The organism is Streptomyces sp. SYSU D01066-1 (assembly GCF_054956795.1).
This window is the reverse complement of sequence record NZ_JBUDHV010000006.1, coordinates 233,937-259,985: the sequence shown is the minus strand read 5'-3', so window position 1 is coordinate 259,985 and position 26,049 is coordinate 233,937. Positions and strand designations below refer to the sequence as shown.

Below are 26,049 nucleotides of genomic sequence, written 5' to 3'. Positions count from 1 at the left end.
GTCCGGGGAGCACTGGAGCGCGAAGTCCAGGGCCACTTCCAGGCCCAGTTCACCGGCCCGGCGGACGAAGTCGTCGAAGTCCTCCAGGGTGCCCAGGTCCGGGTGAACGGCGTCGTGACCGCCCTCGTGGGAGCCGATGGCCCAGGGGACGCCGGGGTCGTCGGGACCGGCGGACAGTGTGTTGTTGGGGCCTTTGCGGTGGGTGGTGCCGATGGGGTGGACGGGCGGGAGGTAGACGACGTCGAAGCCCATCGCGGCGATCGCCGGGAGCCGGCGGGCGGCGGTGCGGAAGGTGCCGTGCGGACGCTCGGGGGTGCCCTCGGAGCGGGGGAAGAACTCGTACCAGGCGCCGTACAGGGCCCGCTCCCGCTCCACCAGCAGTGGCAACGGGTCGCAGGAGGTGACCAGTTCGCGCAGCGGGTGGCGGGCGAGGACCGCGTCCACCTCGGGCGTCAGCGCCGCAGCCAACCGGGACGCGGCCGGGCGGCTCCCGTCCCGCAGGGCCTCGGCGGCGGCCAGCACGACGCGCCGGCCCGCGTCCTCGGGCACCTGCGCGGCGGCCCGTTCGTACAGCCGGGCGCCCTCCTCCAGGACCAGGCCGGTGTCGATGCCGGCCGGGATCTTGACGCGCGCGTGGTGACGCCAGGTGGTGACGGGATCGCCCCACGCCTCCACCCGGTAGGTCCAGCGCCCCGGCGCGGTCGGCGTGACCTTTGCGCCCCAGCGGTCGGTGCCGGGGGCCAGTTCCCGCATCGGTGTCCAGGGACCCGGGCGGCCCTCGGGGTCCTCCAGCACGACGTTGGCGGCGACCGCGTCGTGCCCCTCCCGGAACACGGTGGCCGATATCAGGAACGTCTCGCCGGCCACCGCCTTGGCGGGCCTGCGCCCGTGCTGGACCACCGGACGGACGTCCAGCACGGGGATGCGGCCGACGGCCGGAGCCGCGCAGCCTGGAGGCGAGGGTGGGGCGCCGGGCGCCGTGGGGGATGCTGACGAGTGGTGCGTGGCGGGCATGACCGCTCCTGTCCGCGTCGACGAGGGTGGGCGGATGACGGTGTGGAGGTGGGCCGCGCGGGTCTTACCAAGCGTGTACCGCAGGAGCCTTCCCACACTCTTCGGGTGGGCAATCCGGCGCTTTGTTAACTACTCACGCGTACCCCTCCAGGTCCCTTCCGTGTCCCTGAGTGTCCCCGTGTGTTCCCGCGTGTCCCCGTGCCTTTCCGCGCCCGCCCGCGGACCCTCACGCGCGCGGCACGCGCAGCAGCCGGTCCGGCGACCCCGCGCCCCGTCGGGCCACCTCGCCCGGCACGGCCCCCGGCACCAACGCCCCGGCCACCCGCTCCTGATCGGCGCGCGGACGCGCCGCCAGGTACAGCGCCGCCGCGCCCGCCGCGCGCGGCGCCGCCATCGACGTACCGGAGAAGACCGCCCGCGCGGTGTCGCCCGCGTGGGACGCCGAGGTGACCGGCGTGCCCGGGGCGAACAGGTCGACGGCCGCCCGTGGTCCGAGAAGGCGGCCCTGGTGTCCGCGCGGTCGGTGGCGCCGGCCGTGAGGGCCTGCGGCGGCCCGGCGGGGGAGTGTCCGGACGCGTCCGTGCCACGGCGTGAGTTCCCCTCCTCGGCCGGCGGGCCGCCCTCCCCGGGACCGCCGCGCCCGCACGCAGCCTCTCGTGTACCACGAAGTGTCACAAGGTGGCCCAGCGGGGCGGAACCGGCCACATCGGGAGGTGCGGGACCGGTGGTCCGTCCGGCGGTCCCGGGTGCCGCCGTTCCCGCCGATCGGGCGGTCTGCGGGCGAACTCCCACGAGGGCCGCCGTGGCGCCGGTACCGTCGGAGAGGCCGGCGCGGTACACACCGCGTCGTTCCCGCGATCGCGTGAGGTGGAATGTGAAGGCCATCCGCCGACTGACCGTCCGTCCCGTCCTCCCCGAACCCCTGCGCCCGCTCAGCGACCTGGCCCGCAACCTGCGCTGGTCCTGGCACCCGGAGACCCGCGACCTGTTCCAGTCCGTCGACCCCGAATGCTGGGCGGCCTCGGGCCGCGACCCGGTGCGGCTGCTCGGCGCCGTCCGCTCCGACCGGCTCCGCGAACTGGCCGAGGACCGGCGCTTCGTGCGCCGCCTCGCCGCGGTCGCCGACGACCTCGACCACTACATGACTGGCGACCGCTGGTACCAGGAGCAGCCCGGCCGGCTGCCCGTCGCCGTCGCCTACTTCTCCCCCGAGTTCGGCATCACCGCCGCCCTGCCGCAGTACTCCGGCGGCCTCGGCATCCTGGCCGGCGACCACCTGAAGGCCGCCAGCGACCTGGGCGTGCCGCTGATCGGCGTCGGCCTGCTCTACCGGCACGGCTACTTCCGGCAGTCCCTGAGCCGGGACGGCTGGCAGCAGGAGCACTACCCGGTCCTCGACCCCGACGAACTGCCGCTGACCCTCCTGAAGGAGGCCGACGGCACCCCCGCCCAGGTCCGCCTCGCCCTGCCCGGCGGCAGGGAACTGCGCGCCCGGATCTGGCTGGCCCAGGTCGGCCGGGTCCCGCTGCTGCTGCTCGACTCCGACGTCGAGGAGAACGACCTCGGCGAACGCGGCGTCACCGACCGGCTCTACGGCGGCGGCAGCGAGCACCGCCTCCTCCAGGAGATGCTGCTCGGCATAGGAGGGGTCAGGGCGGTACGGACGTACTGCCGGCTCACCGGACACGCCGAACCCGAGGTGTTTCACACCAACGAGGGACACGCCGGCTTCCTCGGCCTGGAGCGCATCGCGGAACTCTGCGACCGGGGAACGGAGTTCGACCCGGCCCTGGAGGCGGTCCGGGCCGGGACCGTCTTCACCACCCACACCCCCGTCCCGGCCGGCATCGACCGCTTCGACCGCGAACTGGTCGCCCGCCACTTCGGCCCCGGCGCCGAACTGCCCCGCATCGACGTCGAGCGCGTCCTGCGGCTCGGCATGGAGACCTACCCCGGCGGCGAACCGAACCTCTTCAACATGGCGGTGATGGGCCTGCGCCTGGCCCAGCGCGCCAACGGCGTCTCGCTGCTGCACGGCGGGGTCAGCCGGGAGATGTTCTCCGGACTGTGGCCCGGCTTCGACGCCGACGAGGTGCCGATCACCTCCGTCACCAACGGGGTGCACGCGCCCACCTGGGTCGCCCCCGAGGTGTTCCGGCTCGGGGCCCGGCGGATCGGCGTACAGCGCACCGAGGACGCGCTGGCCGTCGGCGGCTCCGACCGCTGGGACTCGGTCGCCGACATCCCCGACGAGGACATCTGGGAGCTGCGCCGCACCCTGCGGGAACAGCTCGTCACCGAGGTGCGGGAGCGGCTGCGGGCCTCCTGGCGCCAGCGCGGCGCCGGTACGGCGGAACTGGGCTGGATCGACGGCGTCCTGGACCCGGACGTCCTCACCATCGGCTTCGCGCGGCGCGTCCCCTCGTACAAGCGCCTGACGCTGATGCTCCGCGACCGCGACCGCCTGACGCGGCTGCTGCTGCACCCCGAGCGGCCCGTCCAGATCGTCGTCGCGGGCAAGGCGCACCCGGCGGACGACGGCGGCAAGCGGCTGATCCAGGAGCTGGTCCGGTTCGCCGACGACCCGCGCGTGCGCCACCGCGTCGTCTTCCTCCCCGACTACGGCATGGCGATGGCGCAGAGGCTCTACCCGGGCTGTGACGTCTGGCTCAACAACCCGCTGCGCCCGCTGGAGGCGTGCGGCACCTCCGGCATGAAGGCGGCCCTCAACGGCTGCCTCAACGTCTCGGTACTGGACGGCTGGTGGGACGAGTGGTTCCGGCCGGACTTCGGCTGGGCGATCCCCACCGCGGACGGCGCCGACGGGGGCACCTCCACGCTCTCGGCGGTGGGGGACGACCGGGACCGGCGCGACGCCGTGGAGGCCGCCGCCCTCTACGACCTGCTGGAGCAGCGGATCACCCCGCGCTTCTACGAGCGCGGCCCCTCCGGCCTGCCCGACCGCTGGATCGAGATGGTCCGCCGGACCCTGAGCCTGCTCGGACCCAAGGTGCTGGCCGGGCGGATGGTCCGCGAGTACGTGGAGCGGCTGTACGCCCCCGCCGCCGCCGCGCACCGCGCCGTCGACCCGGACGCCGCGCGCGGCCTCGCCGAGTGGAAGAGCCGGGTACGGGCCGCCTGGCAGGGGGTGAGCGTCGACCACGTCGAGACCGGCGCCGCCACCGCCACCGCGGAACTCGGCTCCACGCTGAGCCTGCGGGTCCGGGTCGGCCTCGGGGAGCTGGCCCCGGACGACGTGGAGGTGCAGGCGGTCTCCGGCCGGGTGGACTCCGAGGACCGCATCACCGAGGCGACGGCGGTCCCGCTGAAGCCGGTGGGCGGCCCCGACCTGGAGGGCCGCTGGGTCTACGAGGGCCCGCTCACCCTCGACCGCACCGGCACCTTCGGCTACACGGTCCGCATCCTGCCCGCCCACCCGCTGCTGGCCTTTGGCGCGGAACTGGGCCTGGTCGCGGTCCCCTCCGACGAACTGGTGGAGGCGGCGGGGCCGCTGATGCGGTGACGCGGACGCCGGCGCGTCAGCCGGTGCGGGCGGTGGCCTTGGCCCGGGAGAGGGCGTGCCCGCGGCGCCCACGACCTGTCCCCGGGGGCTTTGCCGAAGGCCGTGCCGTCACTCCTCGGCCCCGCCCGCGGCCAGCCGCCGCAGCACCGCGCCGCAGCGCCGGGCGTACGCGTGCTGCAGCCCCCGGGTCGCCACGCCGCCGGCCTTGGCGTACCACTTCGCCGGGCGGCTGAAGGCGGTCACCGTCAGCCAGACGGTGCCGTCGCCCGTGCGGTCCACCACGAAGGCCTCCTCGCCGCACTCGGGGTGGCCGGGCAGGGTGCCGTACGCCCACCCGGCCCGGCGCGGTTCCTCCACCGACCACACCACCCGGCACGGCGCCTTGATCATTCCGGCGAGGGTCACGGTGACGTCGACCCCGGGCGCGGCGCGCTCGGCGCCCGCGTCCAGGCCGACGCCCACCGCCCGGTGCATCTCCCAGGTCAGCAGCGCCTCGCTGGCCCGGCGGAAGACCTCTTCCCCCTCACCGAGACGCGCGCGGACGTGGAGGGGGTGGAAGCCGGGCGGGACGCGGTCCTGCTCGCGGGTCGCGCCGACGGCGTCGTACGTGAAGGACATGGGTCCCAAGACTAGGGGCGGTAACGGCGATCACCTACCGGGTCCGGGCCCGCGGGTCACGCCCCGGCCGTGCCGCGTGCGCCCCGCGGGCCGTCACCGTGCCGCGTGCGCCCCGCGGGCCGTCACCGTGCCGCGTGCGCCCCGCGGGCCGCCGCCGTGCCGCGCAAGCTCCGGGGCCGCCGCCGGTTCGGTGTGGGGGCCGGGCCCCGGGGAAGCGGCCGTCCTCCGGCACGGCCGGTTGGCCGGCGCCGTGCGTGGCGCGCGGCCGGTGCGCGCCGCGCACGGGGACCCGGTGCGGCGCGCGCGTGTCCGTCGCCTACACCGCGGCCCCGCGCCGGGTCTCCACCCTCAGCACGTGCTCGACCGCCTGGATCAGCGTTTCCTTGACCGAGGTGCGCAGCCGGGCATCGCAGAGCAGGACCGGTACGTGCGGGCCCAGCGCCAGTGCCTGGCGCACCGTCTCCGGCGGGTACCGGCGGGCACCCTCGAAGCAGTTGACGGCGACCACGAAGGGCAGGCCGCTGCGTTCGAAGTAGTCGACGGCCGAGAAGCAGTCGGGCAGCCGTCGGGTGTCGGCCAGGACGATCGCGCAGAGGGCCCCGGCGGCCAGTTCGTCCCACATGAACCAGAAGCGGTCCTGGCCGGGGGTGCCGAACAGGAAGAGCGCGAGGCGGTTGTGGATGGTGATCCGGCCGAAGTCCAGGGCCACCGTGGTCGTGCCCTTCTGCTCCACACCCGCCAGATCGTCCACGTCGATGCCGGACCGCGTCAGCGTCTCCTCCGTGTGGAAGGGAACGATCTCGCTGACCGTGGAGACCAGCGTGCTCTTCCCCACCCCGAAACCCCCTGCCACCAGGATCTTCGCGGCGTCCGGCAGGTCCGCCTGCGGCAGATCAGACATGGCGGGCTTGCCTTTCCGTCTCAGGCTCACAGTGCACGCAGTCCTTCGAGTACTTCTCTGATCATGTGGACGCTGGGCCGCGCCGCCGGGTCGGCGGGCTGCCGTACCCGGATGGCCCGGGCGTTGAAGAGGTCGCCGAGCAGGACACGCACGACCCCCACGGGCAGGTTCATGCGCGCCGCCACCTCGCCCACCGGGCGCGGTCTGCGGCACAGAGTGAGGATCGCCCGGTGCTCGGGTTGCATCTCCGCCTCGTGCTGAAGGGTGTCGGCCGTCGCCATCACGAAGGCCACCAGGTCGAAGAAGTAACCCTCGGTGCGGGTCCGTCCCCGCACCATGGCGTACGGGCGGACGACCGGGCCGGCCTCCTCGTCCACCCACTGCCCGTGGGTCATCGGGATTCGACCGACATGTGGAAGCCGAGGCGTTTGACCAGCATGGCCATCTCGTAGGCGACGACGCCGATGTCCGCGCCCTGGCGGGTCAGCGCTGTCAGACAGGAGTTCTCGCCCGCCGCGCACACGAACAGGAAGCCGCCCTCCATCTCCACCATGGTCTGGAGGACCGCGCCGCCGCCGAAGTGGCGGCCGGCGCCCTTGGCGAGACTGTGGAAGCCGGAGGCGACCGCGGAGAGCCGTTCGGCGTGGTCGCGGTCGAGCGCCTCGGAAGCGCCGAGCAGCAGCCCGTCCGTGGACAGCAGGACGGCATGGCCGATCTCCGGGACGTTGCGCACCATGTCGCTCAGCAGCCAGTCGAGTTGGGAGCCCGTCTCGGACGGGCCGACCTGGGTCGTGTCAGCCACGTTGTCAGCCATGCTTTCTGTGAGTGGGGGTGGGAGTGGGAGTGGGAGTGGGGATGTGGGCGGGGAAGGCGGTGTGCGCGTCGTGGCCGAGGGCGTCGCCACGCGGCCGGCCCGCCGGGTCGCCGGGGACGCTGTACTGCTCCACCCGGGCACGGGCCGCGCCCGCCTGGAGGGCGGACATCATCGAACGGACCTGATCGGGGCGTTCGGCCACGCGCTGACGGAGCCGTTCGCCCGGTGAGGACCGGGACACGGCGGGGTCGTGCGTCGCCCGGTCGGCCGCCGCCGGCGCCGGTGGGCCGACGCGCCGCTGGTAGTCGGTGCGGCCCCAGTCCATGAGCCGTCCGTGGCCGTCGGCTTCGCCGCCCGCGGCGGCCTCCGCCGAGAGATTCGCCTGGGGCACGCGGACCGGGAGACCGTCGATCATGCCGCCGTACGCCGGGGCGGGCGCGGGGGCGGGGGAGGGGACAGGACGGGATGCGGGCGCGGGCGCGGGTGCCGGGGCGGGTGCGGGCGCGGGGGCCGGACGGGGCGCGGACGCGTGGCGGGGGTGTTCCCGCGCCCGGGCCGGCATCGGAGCGGCGGCGGATGCCGGTGCCGGGGCCGGACGGGGCGGGGCCGCCATCGGGGCGGGGGCGGCGGCCGGGGCCGGCTGGGCGGGGGCGGCCGCCGGGCGGTCCGTGGTGGCCGGGGCCGGAGCTTCGAGGGTCGGCTGGGCCGGGGCCTCAAGAGTCGGCGGGGCCGGGGACGCTGACGGCTGCTGCGTCCGCTCCAGCAGGTCCTCCGGGATGAGCACGACCGCGTTGACGCCGCCGTAGGGCGAGCGCCGCAGGGTCACCTCGATGCCGTGGCGATGGGCCAGGCGGCCCACGGTGACCAGGCCGAGGCGGGTGCTGTCCAGGGTGGTGATGTCCAGCGGGGCGCTGAGGCGCCGGTTGGCCGCCGCCAGTTCCTCGGGCGGCATGCCGAGGCCGCGGTCGTCGATCTCGATGACCAGGCCACTGGCCGCGTTGCCCACGCTGACCCGGACCTCGCTGTCGGAGGGCGAGAACACCTGCGCGTTCTCGATGAGTTCGGCGAGCAGGTGGATGACGTCGGCGGCGGCGCGGCCCTGGATGCCCACCTCGGGGACGGGCAGTACGACGACCCGCGCGTACTGCTCGGTCTCCGCGATGCCGCCGCGGACGACGTCCACCGCGGGCACCGCCCGGCGCCAGAACCGCCCCGGCGCGGCACCCGAGACGATGAGCAGGCCCTCGGCGTAGCGCCGCATGCGGGTGGCGAGCTGGTCGAGTTCGAAGAGCCGGTCCAGGGCGTTGGCGTCCTCCTCGTGGCGTTCCATCACGTCGAGCAGGCTGAGCTGCCGGTGGATGAGGACCTGGCTGCGGCGGGCGAGGTTGACGAAGAGCTGGTTGATGCCCTGGTGCAGGCGGACGTCCTCCTCGGCGAGTTCCACGGCGGTGCGTTGCAGCGCGTCGAAGGCGGCGCCCAGCTCCGCCATCTCCCGGTTGACGAAGACGGGACTGCGCATACCGGTGCGGACGTCCACCGTCTCGCCCCGGCGCAGCCGGCCCACGACGTCGCGGAGCTGGTCGTCGGTGAGGTTGCGAGAGGAGGTGTTGAGGCGGTGTATGTCACCGACGAGGGAGCGTGCCATGCGGATCGACATCACGACGGAGACGATCAGCGAGGCGAGGCTGAGCGAGCCCGCGACGATGAGTTCGACGAAGGCGCGGTGGGCGGGCGGGCCGGTGCGGGTGAACACCAGGTGGATGTAGTCGAGGGCGGTCGTGCTGGTCACCTCGGCCGTGGCGTCGTAGGCGGCACGCCACTGGGCGATGCCGAAGGGGAGGGCGCGGGCGCTCGGGCCCGCGTCGATGAGGCTGTCCTCCAGGGCGGCGATCTTGGCCATCGTCCCGCCGGGGGCGGCGAGCTCCAGGAAGGGCTTGCGCTGCTCGGCGGGCAGCCGGGCGACCGCCTCGGCGTTCAGCAGCCGCTGGGCGCCGATGGTCTGGACCAGGGTGCGGTAGGTGGCGGGGTCCAGCCGGCGGCCGGTGGCGGCGGCGGCCGAGATCAGCGCGTCCTCCTGGGACAGCAGGTCGCCCGCGGGCACCTGGGTGTAGAGGGCCTGGCCGAACTCCTGGGCGTCCTGGTCCGGGAGGATCGTCATGGTGCGCAGCGCCTCGGCGATGTCGGCGTTGATCTCCGTGTAGGCGGCCATGACCTGGTTCGGTGAGCTGGTGCCCGCGTCGGTCCCCCGTCGGACACCGGTCAGGGTGGCGAGGGACTCCTCGGCGCGGTCGACGCTCGCGCGCACCGAGTCGCTCTCCGCGTCGCGCACCTCGTCGTCGTGCGCCTGCGCCAAGAACGCCGCTATCGCCTTGTCGCTGGCCGAGCGGCCGGTGGCCAGTGACGCGATGTCACCGTCCGACAGCGCTTCGCCGCCCGCCGCGGTGGCCGCCACGACCGCGTTCCGCCGTTCGCTCTGGAGCGCTACCACCACGCGGCCGAGAGGATCGGCGAGGTGATTGCCGATGATGTCGACGCGCGAGAGGGTCAGCGCGTTGCCGAGGGCCAGATGGGCGGCGTAGCCGCAGAGCGCGGCCAGTGACACCAGGGGGAGCAGGAGGAGCGCGGTGAACTTGCGTCGGATGGACCAGCCCTGACGATTCATTGAGGACCTGTCGAGTAGCGCGGGGGCGCGCGGCTGCCGGCGGACGTGACGCGGAGAACGCGTCCTCCACGGCATGAACAGGATGTGCGGCTCATGTGCGGGCCAAGTGGCGAGGGGACCCGAGACCATGGCGGAATCTTCGCGTCCTGCTCATGCTAGGCCGGATCTGACGAGTCGTTATTGAAGATCGTGCGACGTTTGCGTTAACACCGCGCACCCGTTGTCGCTTCGCGCACGGGCGGTCGGCTGGGCGCTCGTGCGGCACGGGCGGGTGTCGCCGTCCCCGGGGGCGCGAGCGGCCCCGGGCCGCCTGAACCGCGGTCCTCCTGTTCGCCGGCCCGTACCGGGCCGGGCCCGCAGTGCGGCCCCGTGGAGCGGGTGACGCGCTGCCGTCTCCCGGCCTTCCGGCGGGACACCGGCACACCGCTTCGGACGGGCCGGCCGCCGGGCCGTGACGGCGAGCGGCCCGCCGTGGTCCGGGCGTCCGCACGGCCCCCCGCGGAGCCCGGGTGCCGCCCGGGCCACCTGGCGGACGGGACGGATCGGCGGGCGGCCGCCCGCGGGCAGCGCTCCGGAACGGCGGGGAAGCCCGAGCGCCTCCCTCTCACGCGGGCGGTGTCCGGCGCGGAGCGGCGCCCGCGAGCCGCGCGCTCACGCCAGACTGTCCCGCCAGGCCCGGTGCAGCTCCGCGAACCTCCCCGCCCCCGCGATCAGGTCGGCCGGGGTGCCGTCCTCCACGATCCGGCCGTGTTCCATCACCAGCACCCGGTCGGCGATCTCCACGGTCGACAGGCGGTGGGCGATCACCACCGCCGTACGGCCCTCCAGTACCGTCCTCATCGCCCGCTGCACCGCCCGCTCCCCGGGGATGTCCAGGGAGCTGGTCGCCTCGTCGAGGATCAGCACCGCCGGGTCGGCCAGCAACGCCCGGGCGAAGGCGACCAGTTGGCGCTGGCCGGCGGAGATGCGACCGCCGCGCTTGCGGACGTCGGTGGCGTAGCCGTCGGGCAGCGCGGCGATGAAGTCGTGGGCGCCGATCGCCCTCGCGGCCCGTTCGATCTCCTCGGCCGTGGCCTGGGGGCGGCCGACGGCGATGTTCTCGGCGATCGTGCCGGAGAACAGGAACGCCTCCTGCGTCACCATCACCACCCCGCGCCGCAGCTCGGGCACGGCCAGGTCGCGCAGGTCGGTGCCGTCGAGCAGCACCCGCCCGTCGGTCGGGTCGTAGAAGCGGGCCAGCAGCTTGGCCAGGGTGGACTTGCCGGCGCCCGTCGAGCCGACGACGGCGACGGTCTGCCCGGCGGGGACGGTCAGGTCGAAGCGGGGCAGGACCTCGCCGCCGGTGCGGTAGCCGAAGCGCACCCCGTCGAAGACGACCTCGCGGCCCGGCGAGCCGGTGGCCGGCGGCGGGAGTTCCTTCGGGTCCGAGGGCTCCGGCACGGAGGGGACCTGGGCGAGCAGGCCCGCGATCTTCTCCAGGGAGGCCGCCGCCGACTGGTAGGAGTTCAGGAACATGCCGAACCGGTCGATCGGGTCGTACAGGCGGCGCAGGTACAGCACCGCCGCCGCCAGCACGCCGAGCGCGAGGGTGCCGTCCGCGACCCGGTGGGCGCCCCACAGCACCATGCCCGCGACCGCCGTGTTGGCGATCAGCCGGGATCCGGTGACGTAGCGGGCCATCTCGAGGAGCGCGTCGCCGTTGGAGCGCTCGTGCCGCCGGTTCAGTACGGCGAAGTCGGCGTCGTTGGCGGCCTCGCGGCGGAAGGCGCGCACCGGGCGGATGCCGTTCATCGTCTCCACGAACTTGACGATCACCGCCGCGATCGCCGTCGACCGCTTGCCGTACACCTGTCCCGCGCGCCGCCGGTACGTCCGCACCAGCGCGTACAGCGGTCCGAGGGAGGCGACCGCCACCGCGCCGAGCCCCAGGTCGAGCCAGAGCAGCAGCGCCGTGATGTAGACGAAGGAGAGGACGACCGCGACCAGTTCCTGAAGGCCCTCGCTGAGCAGTTCGCGCAGCGACTCCACGTCCGTGGTGGAGCGGGAGATCAGCCGGCCCGAGGTGTAGCGCTCGTGGAAGTCGACGCTCAGGGCCTGCGCGTGGCGGAAGATCCGGCCGCGCAGGTCGAGCAGCACGTCCTGGTTGACGCGGGCGGCGGCGTTGACGAAGGCGTACTGGAGCGCCCCGCCGGCCAGCGCGCACAGCAGGTAGCCGGCGGCGACCGCGACCAGCGGCCCGTGGTCGTCGGCGCGCAGCGCGGGGACGGCGTGGTCGATGGCGTACGCCACCAGCAGCGGGCTTGCCTGCACGGCCGCCTGCTGGAGCAGGAGCAGGAGGGAGGTGACGGCGACGCGGGCGCGCATCGGCGCCAGCAGGGAGCGCAGCAGGGCGGCGGTGGCGCCGGGCGGGGTGGGCAGGACGTCCCGGTCGAAGGCGTCACCGGCGGGCGGTGTGCGGTCGTCGGGGCCGTCCTTGGCCGGTGCGGTGGCGGTGGGCGCCGTCATCGGTCCTCGTCCTCCCCTGCCCCTGACATCAGACGGGCGTACTCGGCGTGGCCGCGCAGCAGTTCGTGGTGGGTGCCCACGGCGGTGATCCGGCCGCCGGAGAGCAGGGCGACGCGGTCGGCGAGCAGGACCGTGGAGGGCCGGTGGGCCACGATCAGCGCGGTGGTGTCCGCGAGGACGCGGCGCAGGGCGGCCTCGACGGCGGCCTCCGTGTGCACGTCCAGGGCGGACAGCGGGTCGTCCAGGACGAGGAAGCGGGGCCTGCCGACCACCGCGCGGGCCAGCGCGAGGCGCTGCCGCTGCCCGCCGGACAGGCTCAGGCCCTGTTCGCCGACCTGGGTGGCGGTGCCCTCGGGCAGGGCGTGCGCGAAGTCGGCCCGGGCGATGGCGAGGGCGCGGGAGAGGTCGGCCTCTGTGGCGTCGGGGCCCGCTCCCATCAGCACGTTCTCCCCGACGGTGGCGGAGAAGAGGGTGGGTTCCTCGAAGGCGACGGCGACCAGGGCGCGCAGCTCCTCGCGGGGCAGGGCGGTGATGTCGGTGCCGTCCAGGGTGATCCGGCCGGACGTCACCTCGTACAGCCGGGGCACGAGCGCGGTGAGCGTCGTCTTGCCGCTGCCGGTGGCCCCGACGAGGGCGAGCGACTCGCCGGGGCGGATGTGCAGGTCGACCCCGTCGAGGACGGGCGGGGAGTCTGGGGCGGCGTCGGGGTGGCGGAAGCGGACGCCGTGGAAGCGGAGGCCGTCGGCCGGCCCACGGGCCGTCGTGCCCCCGCCGCTCCCCGGCCCCGGCGGACGCGCCCCGTCGGCCTCCGGCTCCTCGTCCATCACCTCGAAGTACCGCTCCGTCGCCGTCGCCGCCTCCTGGCTCATCGCCAGCAGGAAGCCGATCGACTCGATCGGCCAGCGCAGCGCCAGCGCCGTCGACAGGAACGCCACCAGCGTCCCCGCCGACAGCCGCCCGTCCGCCACCTGCACCGACCCGACCACCAGCGCCGCGCCGACGGCCAGTTCGGGCAGGGTGACGATGACCGCCCAGATCCCGGCCAGCAGCCGCGCTTTGCGCAGCTCCGTCCCGCGCAGGGTCCGCGACAGCTCCCGGAACGCCCGCGCCTGGCTGCGGTGCCGCCCGAACCCCTTGACGACCCGGATGCCGAGCACGCTCTCCTCGACGACCGTCGTCAGGTCCCCGACCTGGTCCTGCGCCCGCCGGGTGATGTCGGCGTACTTCTTCTCGAACACCGAGCAGGTGACGACCACCGGGACGGCCGGTCCCAGGATCACCAGCCCCAGCGACCAGTCCTGCACCAGCAGGATGATCACTCCGACGAGGATCGTCACCCCGTTGACCAGCAGGAACGTCAATGGGAAGGCGAGGAACATCCGCAGCAGCATCAGGTCCGTCGTCCCCCGGGACAGCAACTGCCCCGACGGCCAGCGGTCGTGGAAGGCCACCGGAAGCCGTTGCAGCCGCCGGTACAGCGCGGTCCGCATCTCCGCCTCGACGCGCGACAGCGGCCGGGCCACCAGCCACCGCCGCAGCCCGAACAGCAGCGCCTCCGCCACCCCGAGCAGCAGCAGGTACAGCGCGCCGAGCCACACCCCGGCCGGGTCGCGGCCGGCGACCGGGCCGTCCACCATCCACTTCAGGACGAGCGGGATCACCAGCGTCACGCAGGAGGCGAGGACCGCGACGAACGCGGCGCCGAACAGCCGCGCCCGCACCGGCCGTACGAACGGCCACAGCCGCAGCAGGACACGGACGGCGGACCGTTGTGCGGCGGGGGCGGGTCTCGTGGTCATCGACAGCGAGCCTACGGACCGGCGCCGGTGCTGACCATCGGGTTTTCACCGCGACGGGGGTCGTACCGGGGCACTGCCCGGCCGGCCGGTGCGCCGGTGCGCGAGGCGGGACGCCGGACACGGCGGCCACCTCCTCCCCGGCCGCCTTCCGTCCGGGCGGGTGCACGGGGGGCGCGGAAGCCGTCGCGGAGGTGGGGGTGGGGGAAGTGACGGAGGCGATGGTGGGGGGTGACGGAGGCGGAGGCGGTGGAGGTGGTGACGGAGGCGGTGGAGGTGGTCGCGGAAGCCGTCGCGGAGCCGGTCGCGGAAGCCGTCGCGGAGCCGGTCCTGGAAGGCGCTCAGCCGGTGACCCGCAGCAGCAGCACCGTCCGTCCCTCCACCGTGACCTCCGTCCCGGCCGGATGGCCCGTGCCCGGTGCCGCGTCCTGCTCCTCCCGCCCGGTGTCCACCACCACCTCGTACCGCTCGGCCCAGGGCGCCGCCGGCAGCACGAACCCCACCGGCCGCTCCCCGGCGTGCAGCACGGCCAGGAAGCTGTCGTCGGTGACCGGCGCCCCGCGCTCGTCCCGGCCCGGGATGTCCCGCCCGGAGAGGTACATGCCGAGGGTGGCGGCGGGCGCGTACCAGTCCCGCTCCGTCATCTCGGTGCCCCGGGGGGTGAACCAGGCCAGGTCGCGCAGGCCGCCGGCGGTCTGCGGGCGGCCGGAGAAGAAGGCGCGGCGGCGCAGCACGGGGTGGCTGCGGCGGAGGCCGATCAGCCGTGCGGTCAGGTCGGCCAGGGCCCGCCAGCCGGGGTCCTCCAGCAGGCTCCAGTCCACCCAGCCGATCTCGTTGTCCTGGCAGTACGCGTTGTTGTTGCCGCCCTGGGTGCGGCCCAGCTCGTCCCCGGCGACCAGCATCGGCACGCCGGTCGACAGCAGCAGGGTGGTCAGCAGGTTGCGCAGCTGGCGGCGGCGCAGCGCCCGTACGCCCGCGTCGTCCGTCTCGCCCTCGGTGCCGCAGTTCCACGCCCGGTTGTCGTCGGTGCCGTCCCGGTTGCCCTCGCCGTTGGCCTCGTTGTGCTTGCGCTCGTAGGTGACCAGGTCGCGCAGGGTGAAGCCGTCGTGCGCGGTGACGAAGTTGACCGAGGCGTACGGACGGCGCCCGCCCCACGCGTACAGGTCGCTGGAGCCCGACAGGCGGTAGCCCATCTCCCGTACGTCGGGCAGGGCGTGCCGCCAGAAGTCGCGCACGGCGCCCCGGTAGCGGTCGTTCCACTCCGTCCACAGGGGCGGGAAGGCGCCCACCTGGTAGCCGCCGGAACCGATGTCCCAGGGCTCGGCGATCAGCTTCACCCGGCGCAGCACCGGGTCCTGGGCGATCACCGCGAGGAACGGGGAGAGCATGTCGACGTCGTGCATCGAGCGGGCCAGCGCCGCCGCCAGGTCGAAGCGGAAGCCGTCGACGCCCATCTCGGTCACCCAGTAGCGCAGCGAGTCCGTGATCAGGCGCAGGACGTGCGGCTGGACGACGTGCAGGGTGTTGCCGCAGCCGGTGTAGTCGGCGTACCTCCTCGCATCGTGCTGGAGGCGGTAGTAGCCGCGGTTGTCGACGCCTTTGAGGGACAGCGTCGGGCCCAGCTCGCCGGCCTCGGCGGTGTGGTTGTAGACCACGTCCAGGATCACCTCGATGCCGGCCGCGTGCAGCGCGCGCACCATCCGCTTGAACTCGCCGACCTGCTCGCCCCGGGTGCCGGAGGCGGCGTAGGCGGCGTGCGGGGCGAAGTAGCCGATGGAGTTGTAGCCCCAGTAGTTGGTCAGGCCGCGCTCCAGCAGGTGGCTCTCGTGCGCGAACTGGTGGACCGGCAGCAGCTCCACCGCCGTCACGCCCAGCCTCACCAGGTGCTCGACCGCCGCCGGGTGGGCGAGCCCGGCGTAGGTGCCGCGCAGCTCGGGCGGGACGCCGGGGTGGCGCTTGGTGAAGCCGCGCACGTGGAGTTCGTAGATGACGGAGTCGGCCCACGGGGTCTTGGGGCGGTGGTCGTCCGACCAGTCGTCGTCGTCGTGGACGACGACGCCCTTGGGGACGTACGGGGCGGAGTCGCGGTCGTCGCGCACGGTGTCGGCGACGTGCTGCTCCGGCCAGTCCCGGACGTGCCCGTACACCTGCGGCGGCAGCCGGAAGTCGCCGTCGACCGCGCGGGCGTAGGGGTCCAGGAGCAGCTTGGCCGGGTTCCAGCGGGCGCCGGTCCACGGGTCCCAGCGGCCGTGCACCCGGTAGCCGTAGCGCTGGCCGGGGCGGACGCCGGGCACGAAGCCGTGCCAGATCCCGTGGGTCAGCTCGGTCAGCCGCACCCGCCGCTCCCGCCCGCTCCCGCCGGACCCGCTCCCGCGGGACCCGCCGCCACCGAATCCGCCCGCGCCGGACCCGCTCCCGCGGGACCCGCCGCCACCGAATCCGCCCGCGCCGGACCCGCCGCCGGACCCGTCGTCGCCGGACCCGTCGTCGAACAGGCACAGCTCGACCGCCTCCGCGCCGCCCGCCCACAGCGCGAAGTTGGTGCCCGCCACGCCGTCGGGGCCGGTGCGGAACCGGGCGCCGAGCGGCACCGGCGTGCCCGGCCACGCGGGCACGGCGGGCGGCGGCGCGGTCCGCCGTATCCAGTCGGCCGCGGCGGCGGCCCGCCCGTCCTCGGTGGCCCGCTTCCCGGCCACCACCTCCCGCTCGGCTGCGCTGGACACCTGGCGGCCTCCCACGGCTCGTGGGACGACGGGCCGAGACGGGTGTGCAAGGGCGTACGGCGTCCCGGCCGCCGCTCTCCGTCGCGTCGTCCTCCTCCCTAGTTCTGCCCAGAGCGTGGCTCGCACTCACGTTTCCCCAGGGCCGGCCGGTCGTTACGGGTGGATGTGAGGCACGTACACGGGCGCGCACGGCGCGCGGGGGCCGCGCTGGCCGCCGTACTGACATGGGCAGGACTGCTGGCCGGGGCCGCCGGCTGCACCTCGGGGGGCTCCGGGCTCGGCGGGGTGTTCGGCAAGCCGAAGGCCCCCGGCGAGACCATCGGCATCTGGCCGGACGACGGCGACAAGGGCGTACGGCCCGGGCGGAAGCTGTCGGTCCGGGTGCCGGAGGGGAGGCTGGAGTCGGTCCGGGTGGTCAAGTCGCAGGACGCCCGGGACACCCCGGTGCCGGGCCGGATCTCCGCCGACGGACGACGCTGGGAACCCGACGAGGGGCGCCTCGCGCTCGCCGCGAAGTACACGGTCGACGCCGTCGCCGTGGACGACGACGGCCGCCGCTCGGCCCGGCGCGCGAGCTTCACGACGTACGTCCCCGAGGAGCGGTTCATCGGTTACGTCGCGCCCGAGAACCGTTCGACGGTGGGCACCGGCATGATCGTCTCGCTGGAGTTCAACCGGGAGATCACCGACCGCGCCGCCGTCGAGCGGGCCGTGCGGGTGAGCGCCGAACCGGCCGTCGAGATCCGCCCGCACTGGTTCGGCGGGGACCGCCTCGACTTCCGCCCCCGGCACTACTGGAGACCCGGCACCGAGGTCACCGTCGACCTCAGGCTGCGCGACGTCGAGGGGGCGCCCGGGGTGTACGGGCTCCAGCACAAGAAGGTCACCTTCACCGTCGGCCGCAGCCAGGTCTCGGTGGTGGACGCGGCCCGCAAGACCATGCGGGTGTGGCGCGACGGCGAACTCCTCACCACCGTGCCCGTCACCGCGGGCGCCGCGAAGACCACCACGTACAACGGCAAGATGGTGGTCAGCGAGATGCTCGACGTCACCCGGATGGACGGCCGCACGGTCGGCTTCGGCGGCGAGTACGACATCCCGGACGTCCCGCACGCCATGCGGCTGACCGAGTCCGGCACCTTCCTGCACGGCAACTACTGGGCGCCGGACGACGTCTTCGGCAGGACCAACGTCAGTCACGGGTGCGTGGGGCTCAGGGACGTCAAGGGCGGCGGTGCGGACACCCCGGCGGGCTGGTTCTTCGACCGCAGCCTCGTCGGGGACGTCGTCGAGGTGGTGCACAGCAAGGACCGCACGGTCGCTCCCGACAACGGGCTCGGCGGCTGGAACATGAGCTGGGAGGAGTGGCGGAAGGGAAGCGCGGTGCGGTGATCCGCCGGCCGTTTCCGTACCGGGGACCGGGGGTCGGAGACCGGGGCCGGGGTGTCCGGCCGTTTCCCGTACGGGGACATCCGGCCGTTTCCCGTACCGAAACCGTCAAGCCGCGTCCCGTACCGAAACCGTCCGGATCGATTCGGTACACAACAGTGACAAACGACCCCTCCAAACCCCCGCTGGCCTGCGGTTACGATGCGCCGGTGCGCGCCGGCGCACTTGGGGCGCGGGCCGGACCAGGCCCGGCGAGGGGAGAACGACTTGAACGTGCGTCCGATATCGGGGGCTCCGGCACGGGGGCGGATCGGCCGGAGGCTGTCGGCGCTGGCCGTCGGATCGCTGCTGCTGGCGGTGACCGCGTGCGGCGGGGGAGGACAGGATGCCACCGGGTCCGGTGACGGCGGGGGGAAGGGCTCGGACACCGCGCGGAGCGAGCAGTCCGAGGCGGTCGTCAGCATCGCCCCGGCCGACGGCGCCGAGTCCGTCGACACCAGCGGGGCGCTGAAGGTCGGGGTGACCAAGGGCAAGCTCACCGAGGTCGTGGTGAAGGACGGTGACGGGAAGGAGGTCGACGGCGAGATATCCGGGGACGGCGCCACCTGGACGCCGTCCTCCCACCTGGCCGCCTCCACCGCGTACTCGGTGCACGCGGTCGCCGAGGACTTTGCGGGCCGCACCGCCGCCGAGGACTCCCGCTTCACCACCCTGACGCCGAAGAACACGTTCATCGGCACCTTCACCCCCGAGGACGGCTCGACGGTCGGCGTCGGGATGCCGTTCTCGGTCCGCTTCACCCGGGGCATCACCCACCCCGAGGACGTCGAGAAGGCCATCCGGATCAAGACCGAGCCCGCCGTCGACGTCGAGGGCCACTGGTTCGGCAACGACCGCATCGACTTCCGCCCCGAGGAGTACTGGAAGCCCGGCACCAAGGTCACCGTCGACCTCGACCTGGACGGCGTCGAGGGCCGCGACGGCGTCTACGGCGAGCAGGACAAGAAGGTCTCCTTCACCATCGGCCGCAGCCAGGTCTCCGTCGTCGACGCCAAGAAGCTCACCATGAAGGTGCGGCGCGACGGAAAGACCATCAAGACGATCCCCGTCACCACCGGCGCCCCGGGCTACGAGACCTGGAACGGCCAGATGGTCATCAGCGAGAAGCTCCCGGTGACCCGGATGAACGGCGAGACGGTCGGCTACGGCGGCGAGTACGACATCAAGGACGTCCCGCACGCCATGCGGCTGACCACCTCCGGCACCTTCATCCACGGCAACTACTGGGGCGGCGACGCCTTCGGCAACCGCAACGCCAGCCACGGCTGCGTCGGCCTGCGCGACACCCAGGGCGGCTGGGACGAGGACGCGCCGGGCGCCTGGTTCTTCGCGAACTCGATGATCGGGGACGTGGTCGTCGTCAAGAACTCGAACGACGCCACCGTGGCCCCGGACAACGGCTACAACGGCTGGAACATGTCCTGGGAGAAGTGGAAGGCGTGAGGTGACGGGCGTGAACCGTCGCTAACCTGCGGGGCATGACCGTACACCTCGAAGTCGCGGACGGCGTCGGCACCTTGCGGCTGGACCGCCCGCCGATGAACGCGCTGGACACCGCCACCCAGGACCGGCTGAAGGAGCTCGCCGAACAGGCCGCGGCCCGCACCGACGTGCGGGCCGTCGTCCTCTACGGCGGGGAGAAGGTGTTCGCGGCGGGCGCGGACATCAAGGAGATGCGGGCGATGGACCACGCGGCGATGGTGCTGCGCTCCCGGGCCCTGCAGGACTCCTTCACCGCCGTCGCCCGCATCCCCAAGCCGGTGGTCGCGGCCGTCACCGGGTACGCGCTCGGCGGCGGCTGCGAACTCGCCCTCTGCGCCGACTACCGCATCGCCGCCGACGACGCCAGGCTCGGCCAGCCGGAGATCCTGCTCGGGCTGATCCCGGGGGCCGGCGGCACCCAGCGGCTGGCCCGGCTGATCGGCCCGTCCAGGGCCAAGGACCTGATCTTCACCGGCCGTCAGGTGAAGGCGGACGAGGCGCTGGCGCTGGGGCTGGTGGACCGGGTGGTCCCGGCCGCCGATGTCCACGAACAGGCCCACGCCTGGGCGGCCCGGCTGGCCCGGGGCCCCGCCATCGCCCTGCGCGCGGCGAAGGAGGCGGTCGACACCGGTCTGGAGACGGACATCGACACCGGCCTCGCCGTCGAACGGAACTGGTTCGCCGGCCTGTTCGCCACCGAGGACCGCGAGCGCGGGATGCGCAGCTTCGTCGAGGAGGGGCCGGGCAAGGCGAAGTTCACCTGAACAGCGCGGTGTTGACACGGCGCACGGCCGGGGTCCCTCGTTGGAGCGGTTTGTGGCGGGCTCGACACACCCGTGGGCCCGCCGGGCACGGCAGGGCCGCCGATCCGCGCCGGCGCGTACCGATCGAATCATCCGCCCAGCTCACAGGGCACCTTTCGATTTTCGATCTGCCTCTGGCATATGCCACAAGCGCTCCGTGTCCCCGGCCCCGGGCCGGGGGGTAATCACCGGAACGGCCCCGGAGGGTGTCGCGGGCGGCCATGATGGGGGGCATGGCGGGGCTGGAGGAGACGGGGCAGCCACGGGGAGCCGGACGTGCGACCGCTGCGCGCTGGTCGCCGGCGGTCGAGGACGAACACGGGCTGAGAGCGATCGAGCTGTTCGGGGACCCTACGGAGGGCGAGGTTCCGCTCCCCTCCCGCCCGGAGTCCGCGGCCACCGCCCGCCGGCTCGTCCAGGTCGTCGTCCTGCGCCAGTGGCAACTGGGTCCCAAGCACGCCGAGGAGGCCGTCCTGCTCGTCTCCGAGCTGGTCGGCAACGCCGTACAGCACACCGGCGCCCGCGTCTTCGGCCTGCGCCTGCGCCGCCGTCCCGGCTGGCTCCGCGTCGAGGTCCGCGACCCCTCCCGGGGGCTGCCCTGTCTGATTCCGGTCCAGCCGCTGGACATCAGCGGGCGGGGCCTCTTCCTCGTCGACAAGCTGGCCGACCGCTGGGGCGTCGACCTGCTGCCGCGCGGCAAGACGACGTGGTTCGAGATGCGGGTGACGGAGCGTTAGCGCCATCGGCGGTCCCGGCCGGCGGTACGTCGTCGGCGTCCGTCCCGTCGACGGGACGACCAGGACCGAGCTCACGGACGAGCGCCGGAGCGGCCCGCGCCACGGGCCCCGGCACCGGCGTCTCCCTTGGCGTGGGTGGCCAGCGCACTGGGCGCGAGCCCGGAACGTTAATCTGACCAGCGTCAGTACGACGACCATGTCAGTACGACGACCACGGCATGACCAGAGCACGAGATGAGGGGCGGATCGGTGGCGGACATCGAGGAAGCACGCAAGCAGTTCGACCGGATCGACGCGGACGGCGACGGGCGCATCACTCCGGCCGAGTTCAAGACCGCCCTGGCCCAGGGCGGCGACTGGAACGTCACCGAGTCCGTCGCGGAGGCGATCATCAACAGCCGCGACCTGGACGGCGACAAGCTGCTGTCGTTCGACGAGTTCTGGGCGTTCCTCGACAAGTGAGGCGGCAGGGGGGGCGTCCGTCCGGTCACCGGGCGGACGCTCCCGCGCGTCAGCGGACTTGCCCGCTCACCGCGCCCGCCCGCTCACCGCGCCGACCTGTTCACCGCGGACAGCGCGGCCCGTGCCCTGATCGAGGAAGCGGGGGCCGACACGGCCGGCGCGGGTGGCACCGGCGATTCCTGGCGTCGGCGGGCGGGGGCACCGGTGTACGGGGACGCCGGTGTGCGGACCGCGCGGGGACGCCGGGCGATCCGGAAGACCACCGGCACCGGCACAGGCACCGGCACCGGCACCGGCACCGGTACTGGCGAGGGCGTCCGCGGAGCGCCCGGTCCGGTACCGGTCCGGGCCCGGCCGGTCAGGCCCCGTCCGCCCACTTCCTCAGCGCCGCCTTGCTCTCGAAGTCGGCCACGTTCTTGTCCAGCGGGTCGGACGTGTACTGGTGGAAGCGCCACTTGGCCTTGATGCGCGGCTCGCCCGCCGAGACGTAGTCGGCGATCCACAGGCCGTCGCCGGCGTAGGACGTGGTGTCGACGTTGAGCCAGAAGTTCCGGTTGCAGTACAGGACGACCCGGTTGTCCGGCCGCAGCTCCTTGACCTTCTTGATGAAGCGGTCCTTCTCGGAGTTGCTCGCGTGGGTGCCGTCGCCGGTGGTCTCCCAGTCGACGGCGAGGATGTCACCGGCTCTGTCCGGGGCCTTGGAGACGAAGTACTCGGCCTGGGCGGTGAGGTTGCCCGGCCACAGGAAGTGGTAGAAGCCGACGACGAGACCGGCGTCGCGGGCCCGTTTGGTCTGGGCCGACAGCTTGGGGTTGGTGTACGTACGGCCCTCCGTGGCCTTGACGAAGACGAAGGAGAGGCCGTCCGTGTCGTAGGCGTCGGACTGGTAGGCGCTCACGTCGATGCCGCGCAGCATGGGGACTCCCTCAAGTGCCTCGTGTGGTCCAAGTGCGGTGGGGACGGGAGTTGTTGTTATGCCCTGGATCGACAGTGGTACGCCGGGCGCGCGGAAGCGCGGCTTCCGCGCTGGTGGACGCCGGTCGGACTCAGGAGGCCGGGGAGGCCGGGGAGGCCGCCGGAGCGTGCGCGTCACCGGCGGGCGCGGGGGCCTCGCCGCCGTCCAGTTCCTCCAGGGAGAGGTCCTTCGTCTCCTTGCCGAGCAGCAGCGCGACCAGGGTCAGGACGGCCATCGAGGAGAGGTAGACGCCGACCAGCCACGGCGAGCCGTCCCCGGCCTCCCACAGCGCCACCGCGATGAACGGGGCGACGGCCGCGCCGAGGATCGAACTGACGTTGTACGAGATGCCGGACCCGGTGTAGCGCACGCTCGTCGGGAACAGCTCCGGCAGCAGCGCGCCCATCGGGCCGAAGGTCATGCCCATCAGGGTGAAGCCGAGGACCAGCCACAGGATGACGCCGAGCGTGCCCAGGCCGATCAGCGGCACCCAGACCAGTCCGAAGACGACGATCGCGGCGGTGATCCAGATCAGGGTGGAGCGGCGGCCGTACTTGTCGGCGAGCGGCCCGGAGATCAGCGTGAACGCGGCGAAGAAGAGCACGCCGAAGATCATCATCAGTACGAAGGTGGTGTAGCTGTAGCCCAGCCCCGGCACGGCGGCGTCCTTCGCGGTGCGGCCGTAGCTGAGCGAGAACGTGGTCATCAGGTAGAAGAGCACGTACGTCGCCAGCATGATGAAGGTGCCCAGGATCAGCTGCTTCCAGTGGCCCCGCACGACCGTGGCCAGCGGCAGCTTGCGGACCTTGCCGGACTCCCGCGTCTTGGCGAACACCGCCGACTCCACCAGCCGGGAGCGCACCCACAGGCCGATCGCGACCATCACGGCGGAGAACAGGAACGGGATGCGCCAGCCCCAGCTCGCGAACGCCTCGGAGGGCTGGGTGGGGTCGGCGCCCGCCGAGGACGGCAGGACCGCCCCGATGATCAGGAACAGGCCGTTGCCGATGATGAAGCCGAGCGGGGCGCCCAGCTGCGGGAAGGTGCCGTACAGGGCGCGCTTGCCGCGCGGGGCGTTCTCGGTGGCGACCAGCGCGGCGCCGCTCCACTCACCGCCGAGCGCGAAGCCCTGGGCGAGCCGCATCAGCACGAGCAGCGCGGTGGCGATCCAGCCGGCCTGCGCGTACGTGGGCAGTACGCCGATCAGGAAGGTGGCGATGCCCATCGTGAGCAGCGAGACCACCAGCGTCTTCTTGCGGCCGAGCCGGTCCCCGAGGTGTCCGAAGAAGACGGCGCCGACGGGACGGGCGACCATCGCGGCGCCGAAGACCGCGAAGGAGGAGAGCAGGGCCGTGGTCGGGTCGCTGCTCGGGAAGAAGAGCTGGGGGAAGACCAGGACCGCCGCGGTCGCGTAGATGTAGAAGTCGTAGAACTCGATCGTCGTGCCCATGAGGCTGGCGATCAGGACGCGGGAGCGCGGATTGACGGGTGTCTGGGCCGGGCCGGTGGCTGGTGCGGGCATGTCTCGGTCTTTCACGTGCGAAAGTACTGGTACCCCAACGATCTCAGGCGTCTTATTTTCCGAAAAGCGCATATCAATATGTGAGACGCCGAACGCCGGGCGGTGGGCGCTGGGTGGTGGGCGTCAGACGGCACACGCCACTGCCGGGGTGACCTGGAAGGCGCCCCCGGCGGTGGCGTGCCCCGCGCCCGCACGCCACGCCGCCGTGGTCGGGCGGTCTTGAGCAGCCACTGCCGGGCGCGCACGCCGTCGCGGCAGCCGCTGCGCGAGGCGCGGCCGGCTCGGACCGGACGGCACTCGCCGGAGTTCCCCGCTTCGGAGCACGGGCCGTGGCCGTGCTCGTGCGGTATGTCGCGGCCGCTCTGCCGGGTGAGGAGGTTCAGGAAGACCGCCGCCCGGTGAGCCGGCCGGGGCGTCGCCGCAGGTGTAGGCGTACTCCGTCTGCCAGTAGGGGCAGTCGCAGTCCTCGACGCCTTCCGCCGTCGGCTCCCTGCCGTCGGTCTTCGGCTTGACGAACCGGTCGGCGTCCTGGTGCCCGCCGGCCTTCGCGGTCTCGCTGTGGCTGATGGCCCCCCGCGTCGAGGCGGCTCCGTCCAGCAGGACGTCCGGGTCGTCCTCCTCGCGGCGGCCGTACCGGTCCGGATCCAGGGGCGCGCGGTCGGTCGCGGTGAACCGGGGCGGCTCCTTGCCCGCGAGGACCTTGGCGACAGGCCGCGACAGTGCCTCCGGTACCACCCGCTGGAACAGCTCCACGGCTCGTCCGGCACCAGCCGCTCAACCACGGGGAGGAACAGCCCGCCCTGGCCCCGACAGCACCGGAGGGCACGAAGGCACAGGTCAGGACTGGTTCCTCAGCGTTCGATCCCACGCCGGGGCACCGAGCGCGGCCCCGGACTCGGCACCCGACGCCACTGGACCGCTCGGCAGCGAGAGGCTCGGGGACCCTCCCGCCTCATCGGCCGGATGTGTGAACGGGATCCTGAGACGACGTATCGTGTGACCAACTAGACGCCTGGGCAATGCTGTTGAGATGGTCGACTGATCCGGTGCCGGCGTGGCCAACCACATTCACCGGCTTCTGAACGGCGCGATCAGCTGCCCTCGACGATCAACCACGGGAGCCGACTTGACACCTCGCGAGGGAACCGGACGGCGTGCCGTTGCCCTGGTGCTGACCGTATGGGCGACGGGAGTGCTCACCGGATGCCAGGACTTGGCCGACGCGGCTTCCACCTCGGGCTGTGACCATACCGAGAGCCGGGTCGACAAGCTGAAGGCTTACGCCGTCCTCGACTCCCGACCCGAAGGAGCGGTCGAACCCCGGGGTTTCGAGGGTGTGGACGCCGGCTGCTGGGAGGACAGCGGTGATGTGCAGCTGTACGCCGAACGCACCTACGTCTTCCCTGGCGCCAAGGCCGACGTGACACAGCACTATCGAGCCGCGGCCGAGCGAAGCGGCTGGACGCCCTCTCCCGCCACCCGGCGGTCATCGGAGAAGCAAGCCGTGAACCTGTGCTTCACCCGTGGTGGAACGGGCAACGCCGCGATGCTGGACGTCTACTTCCTGACCAAGGAGATCCTCGACGCGGAAGGGAGCGAGGCCGGACCCGAGTTCGGCACCGGAGCCGGATACCGGGTGTCCGTCACTTCCACGGCAGACGGGTCTGCGGCCGGCTGCTAGGACTGGGAGAGGGCCGCCGTGCCGGGCTGCTGAGCGCGGTGTCGGTCCCGGCGCGTAACCCGCACGCACCGCGTCATCTGCGGTGAGGTGTCCAAAGCGGCCAGGTCTCGCAGTCGTCCGGCCGCACCTCGCGCCCGGCGTCTGGCCTTCACGCGCTCCGAGACCATGACTACGGCCATCCGCCCGTCTCTGACCGATAAGTGGTCACCTTTACTCGCAACGAGTGCCAGTTGCAAGGGCCGCGCGCAGGTCAGCGGTACTTGCGGGACGACCCCGCGCCGTTGCCAGAAATGATCTTGATGGCCGCGTTCCCCGGATCGAGGCACGGACCGGACAGTCCGTCTGCCCAGCCCTTCCTCCCCCACCCACGACGCGGCCGGCCGGACAGCGTTGAGAGACACG

The 26,049-nt window shown here is 73.3% G+C and carries 20 protein-coding genes; 7 read left to right on the top strand and 13 right to left on the bottom strand.

Annotated features, from left to right (window positions below; all coding sequences use genetic code 11):
- Together ACY1JF_RS09075 and ACY1JF_RS09070 are read right to left on the bottom strand one after the other, a co-directional pair.
- On the bottom strand, positions 1 to 1,014 hold a 1,014-nt coding region (locus ACY1JF_RS09075; protein WP_462704483.1), incomplete at its 3' end, for a maltotransferase domain-containing protein.
- 226 nt (positions 1,015 to 1,240) lie between these two features.
- Positions 1,241 to 1,660 (bottom strand): S8 family serine peptidase, encoded by a 420-nt coding sequence (locus tag ACY1JF_RS09070; RefSeq protein ID WP_462704481.1) that lies wholly within the window; start codon positions 1,658 to 1,660, stop codon positions 1,241 to 1,243.
- Positions 1,661 to 1,888: 228 nt separating this feature from the next.
- Here ACY1JF_RS09070 and ACY1JF_RS09065 point away from each other — a divergent pair, with 228 nt between their 5' ends.
- Positions 1,889 to 4,537 (top strand): glycosyltransferase family 1 protein, encoded by a 2,649-nt coding sequence (locus tag ACY1JF_RS09065; protein WP_462704480.1) that lies wholly within the window; start codon positions 1,889 to 1,891, stop codon positions 4,535 to 4,537.
- Between the two features lie 108 nt (positions 4,538 to 4,645).
- On the opposite strand, the gene ACY1JF_RS09060 is transcribed toward ACY1JF_RS09065, so the two are convergent.
- From ACY1JF_RS09060 to glgX, 8 genes are all read right to left on the bottom strand, one after another.
- Positions 4,646 to 5,155 carry a DUF1990 family protein gene (locus ACY1JF_RS09060; protein ID WP_462704479.1) on the bottom strand — a complete coding sequence of 170 codons (510 nt, stop codon included), beginning with the start codon at positions 5,153 to 5,155 and terminating at the stop codon, positions 4,646 to 4,648.
- 316 nt (positions 5,156 to 5,471) lie between these two features.
- The gene (locus tag ACY1JF_RS09055) at positions 5,472 to 6,056 is read right to left on the bottom strand and encodes a GTP-binding protein (protein WP_462704478.1); all 585 of its coding nucleotides are present in this window, start codon (positions 6,054 to 6,056) and stop codon (positions 5,472 to 5,474) included.
- A 26-nt stretch (positions 6,057 to 6,082) separates the two neighbouring features.
- Complete coding sequence (locus ACY1JF_RS09050; protein WP_462704477.1) at positions 6,083 to 6,451, bottom strand: DUF742 domain-containing protein; 369 nt, start codon at positions 6,449 to 6,451, stop codon at positions 6,083 to 6,085.
- Positions 6,448 to 6,858 carry a roadblock/LC7 domain-containing protein gene (locus ACY1JF_RS09045; protein ID WP_462704476.1) on the bottom strand — a complete coding sequence of 137 codons (411 nt, stop codon included), beginning with the start codon at positions 6,856 to 6,858 and terminating at the stop codon, positions 6,448 to 6,450. Before ACY1JF_RS09045 ends, ACY1JF_RS09050 begins: the two co-directional genes overlap by 4 nt.
- A 4-nt stretch (positions 6,859 to 6,862) precedes the next feature.
- Entirely contained in the window at positions 6,863 to 9,532 is a 2,670-nt protein-coding gene (locus ACY1JF_RS09040; protein ID WP_462704475.1) for a sensor histidine kinase, read from the bottom strand.
- Positions 9,533 to 10,183: 651 nt separating this feature from the next.
- A complete protein-coding gene (locus tag ACY1JF_RS09035; RefSeq protein WP_462704474.1) occupies positions 10,184 to 12,037 on the bottom strand; it encodes an ABC transporter ATP-binding protein in 1,854 nt (617 codons plus the stop codon).
- Positions 12,034 to 13,836 carry an ABC transporter ATP-binding protein gene (locus tag ACY1JF_RS09030; protein WP_462704473.1) on the bottom strand — a complete coding sequence of 601 codons (1,803 nt, stop codon included), beginning with the start codon at positions 13,834 to 13,836 and terminating at the stop codon, positions 12,034 to 12,036. The genes ACY1JF_RS09035 and ACY1JF_RS09030 overlap by 4 nt, the downstream gene beginning before the upstream one ends.
- 338 nt (positions 13,837 to 14,174) lie before the next feature.
- Complete coding sequence (gene glgX / locus ACY1JF_RS09025; protein WP_462704472.1) at positions 14,175 to 16,556, bottom strand: glycogen debranching protein GlgX; 2,382 nt, start codon at positions 16,554 to 16,556, stop codon at positions 14,175 to 14,177.
- A 165-nt stretch (positions 16,557 to 16,721) separates the two neighbouring features.
- On the opposite strand from glgX, the gene ACY1JF_RS09020 reads away from it, so the two are divergent.
- From ACY1JF_RS09020 to ACY1JF_RS09000, 5 genes are all read left to right on the top strand, one after another.
- A complete protein-coding gene (locus ACY1JF_RS09020; RefSeq protein WP_462704471.1) occupies positions 16,722 to 17,948 on the top strand; it encodes a L,D-transpeptidase in 1,227 nt (408 codons plus the stop codon).
- Positions 17,949 to 18,212: 264 nt separating this feature from the next.
- Positions 18,213 to 19,448, top strand: a complete 1,236-nt coding sequence (locus ACY1JF_RS09015) for a L,D-transpeptidase (protein WP_462704470.1) — start codon at positions 18,213 to 18,215, stop codon at positions 19,446 to 19,448.
- A 35-nt stretch (positions 19,449 to 19,483) separates the two neighbouring features.
- Positions 19,484 to 20,251, top strand: a complete 768-nt coding sequence (locus tag ACY1JF_RS09010) for an enoyl-CoA hydratase/isomerase family protein (RefSeq protein ID WP_462704469.1) — start codon at positions 19,484 to 19,486, stop codon at positions 20,249 to 20,251.
- Positions 20,252 to 20,523: 272 nt separating this feature from the next.
- Positions 20,524 to 21,027 (top strand): ATP-binding protein, encoded by a 504-nt coding sequence (locus ACY1JF_RS09005; RefSeq protein ID WP_462704468.1) that lies wholly within the window; start codon positions 20,524 to 20,526, stop codon positions 21,025 to 21,027.
- Positions 21,028 to 21,276: 249 nt separating this feature from the next.
- Positions 21,277 to 21,489: an EF-hand domain-containing protein gene (locus ACY1JF_RS09000; protein ID WP_403545046.1), complete on the top strand. Its 213-nt coding sequence runs from the start codon at positions 21,277 to 21,279 to the stop codon at positions 21,487 to 21,489.
- 358 nt (positions 21,490 to 21,847) lie between these two features.
- Here the strand turns inward: ACY1JF_RS09000 and ACY1JF_RS08995 are convergent, their stop codons facing one another.
- The 3 genes from ACY1JF_RS08995 to ACY1JF_RS08985 all read right to left on the bottom strand — a co-directional run bounded on the left by ACY1JF_RS08995 (position 21,848) and on the right by ACY1JF_RS08985 (position 24,719).
- Complete coding sequence (locus ACY1JF_RS08995; protein WP_462704467.1) at positions 21,848 to 22,405, bottom strand: glycoside hydrolase family 25 protein; 558 nt, start codon at positions 22,403 to 22,405, stop codon at positions 21,848 to 21,850.
- A gap of 130 nt (positions 22,406 to 22,535) precedes the next feature.
- Entirely contained in the window at positions 22,536 to 23,966 is a 1,431-nt protein-coding gene (locus tag ACY1JF_RS08990; RefSeq protein WP_462704466.1) for an MFS transporter, read from the bottom strand.
- 123 nt (positions 23,967 to 24,089) lie between these two features.
- Positions 24,090 to 24,719: a hypothetical protein gene (locus tag ACY1JF_RS08985; RefSeq protein ID WP_462704465.1), complete on the bottom strand. Its 630-nt coding sequence runs from the start codon at positions 24,717 to 24,719 to the stop codon at positions 24,090 to 24,092.
- Positions 24,720 to 25,020: 301 nt separating this feature from the next.
- Between ACY1JF_RS08985 and ACY1JF_RS08980 the strand changes: the two genes are divergently transcribed.
- Positions 25,021 to 25,647, top strand: a complete 627-nt coding sequence (locus ACY1JF_RS08980; protein ID WP_462704464.1) for a hypothetical protein — start codon at positions 25,021 to 25,023, stop codon at positions 25,645 to 25,647.
- Positions 25,648 to 26,049 lie beyond the last annotated feature (402 nt).

Coding starts and splice junctions, on each gene's coding strand:
- ACY1JF_RS09060 (WP_462704479.1), bottom strand. CDS start 5,155: ATGTCCTTCACGTACGACGCCGTCGGCGCGACCCGCGAGCAGGACCGC.
- ACY1JF_RS09055 (WP_462704478.1), bottom strand. CDS start 6,056: ATGTCTGATCTGCCGCAGGCGGACCTGCCGGACGCCGCGAAGATCCTG.
- ACY1JF_RS09050 (WP_462704477.1), bottom strand. CDS start 6,451: ATGACCCACGGGCAGTGGGTGGACGAGGAGGCCGGCCCGGTCGTCCGC.
- ACY1JF_RS09040 (WP_462704475.1), bottom strand. CDS start 9,532: ATGAATCGTCAGGGCTGGTCCATCCGACGCAAGTTCACCGCGCTCCTC.
- ACY1JF_RS09035 (WP_462704474.1), bottom strand. CDS start 12,037: ATGACGGCGCCCACCGCCACCGCACCGGCCAAGGACGGCCCCGACGAC.
- ACY1JF_RS09030 (WP_462704473.1), bottom strand. CDS start 13,836: ATGACCACGAGACCCGCCCCCGCCGCACAACGGTCCGCCGTCCGTGTC.
- ACY1JF_RS09010 (WP_462704469.1), top strand. CDS start 19,484: ATGACCGTACACCTCGAAGTCGCGGACGGCGTCGGCACCTTGCGGCTG.
- ACY1JF_RS09005 (WP_462704468.1), top strand. CDS start 20,524: ATGGCGGGGCTGGAGGAGACGGGGCAGCCACGGGGAGCCGGACGTGCG.
- ACY1JF_RS08995 (WP_462704467.1), bottom strand. CDS start 22,405: ATGCTGCGCGGCATCGACGTGAGCGCCTACCAGTCCGACGCCTACGAC.
- ACY1JF_RS08990 (WP_462704466.1), bottom strand. CDS start 23,966: ATGCCCGCACCAGCCACCGGCCCGGCCCAGACACCCGTCAATCCGCGC.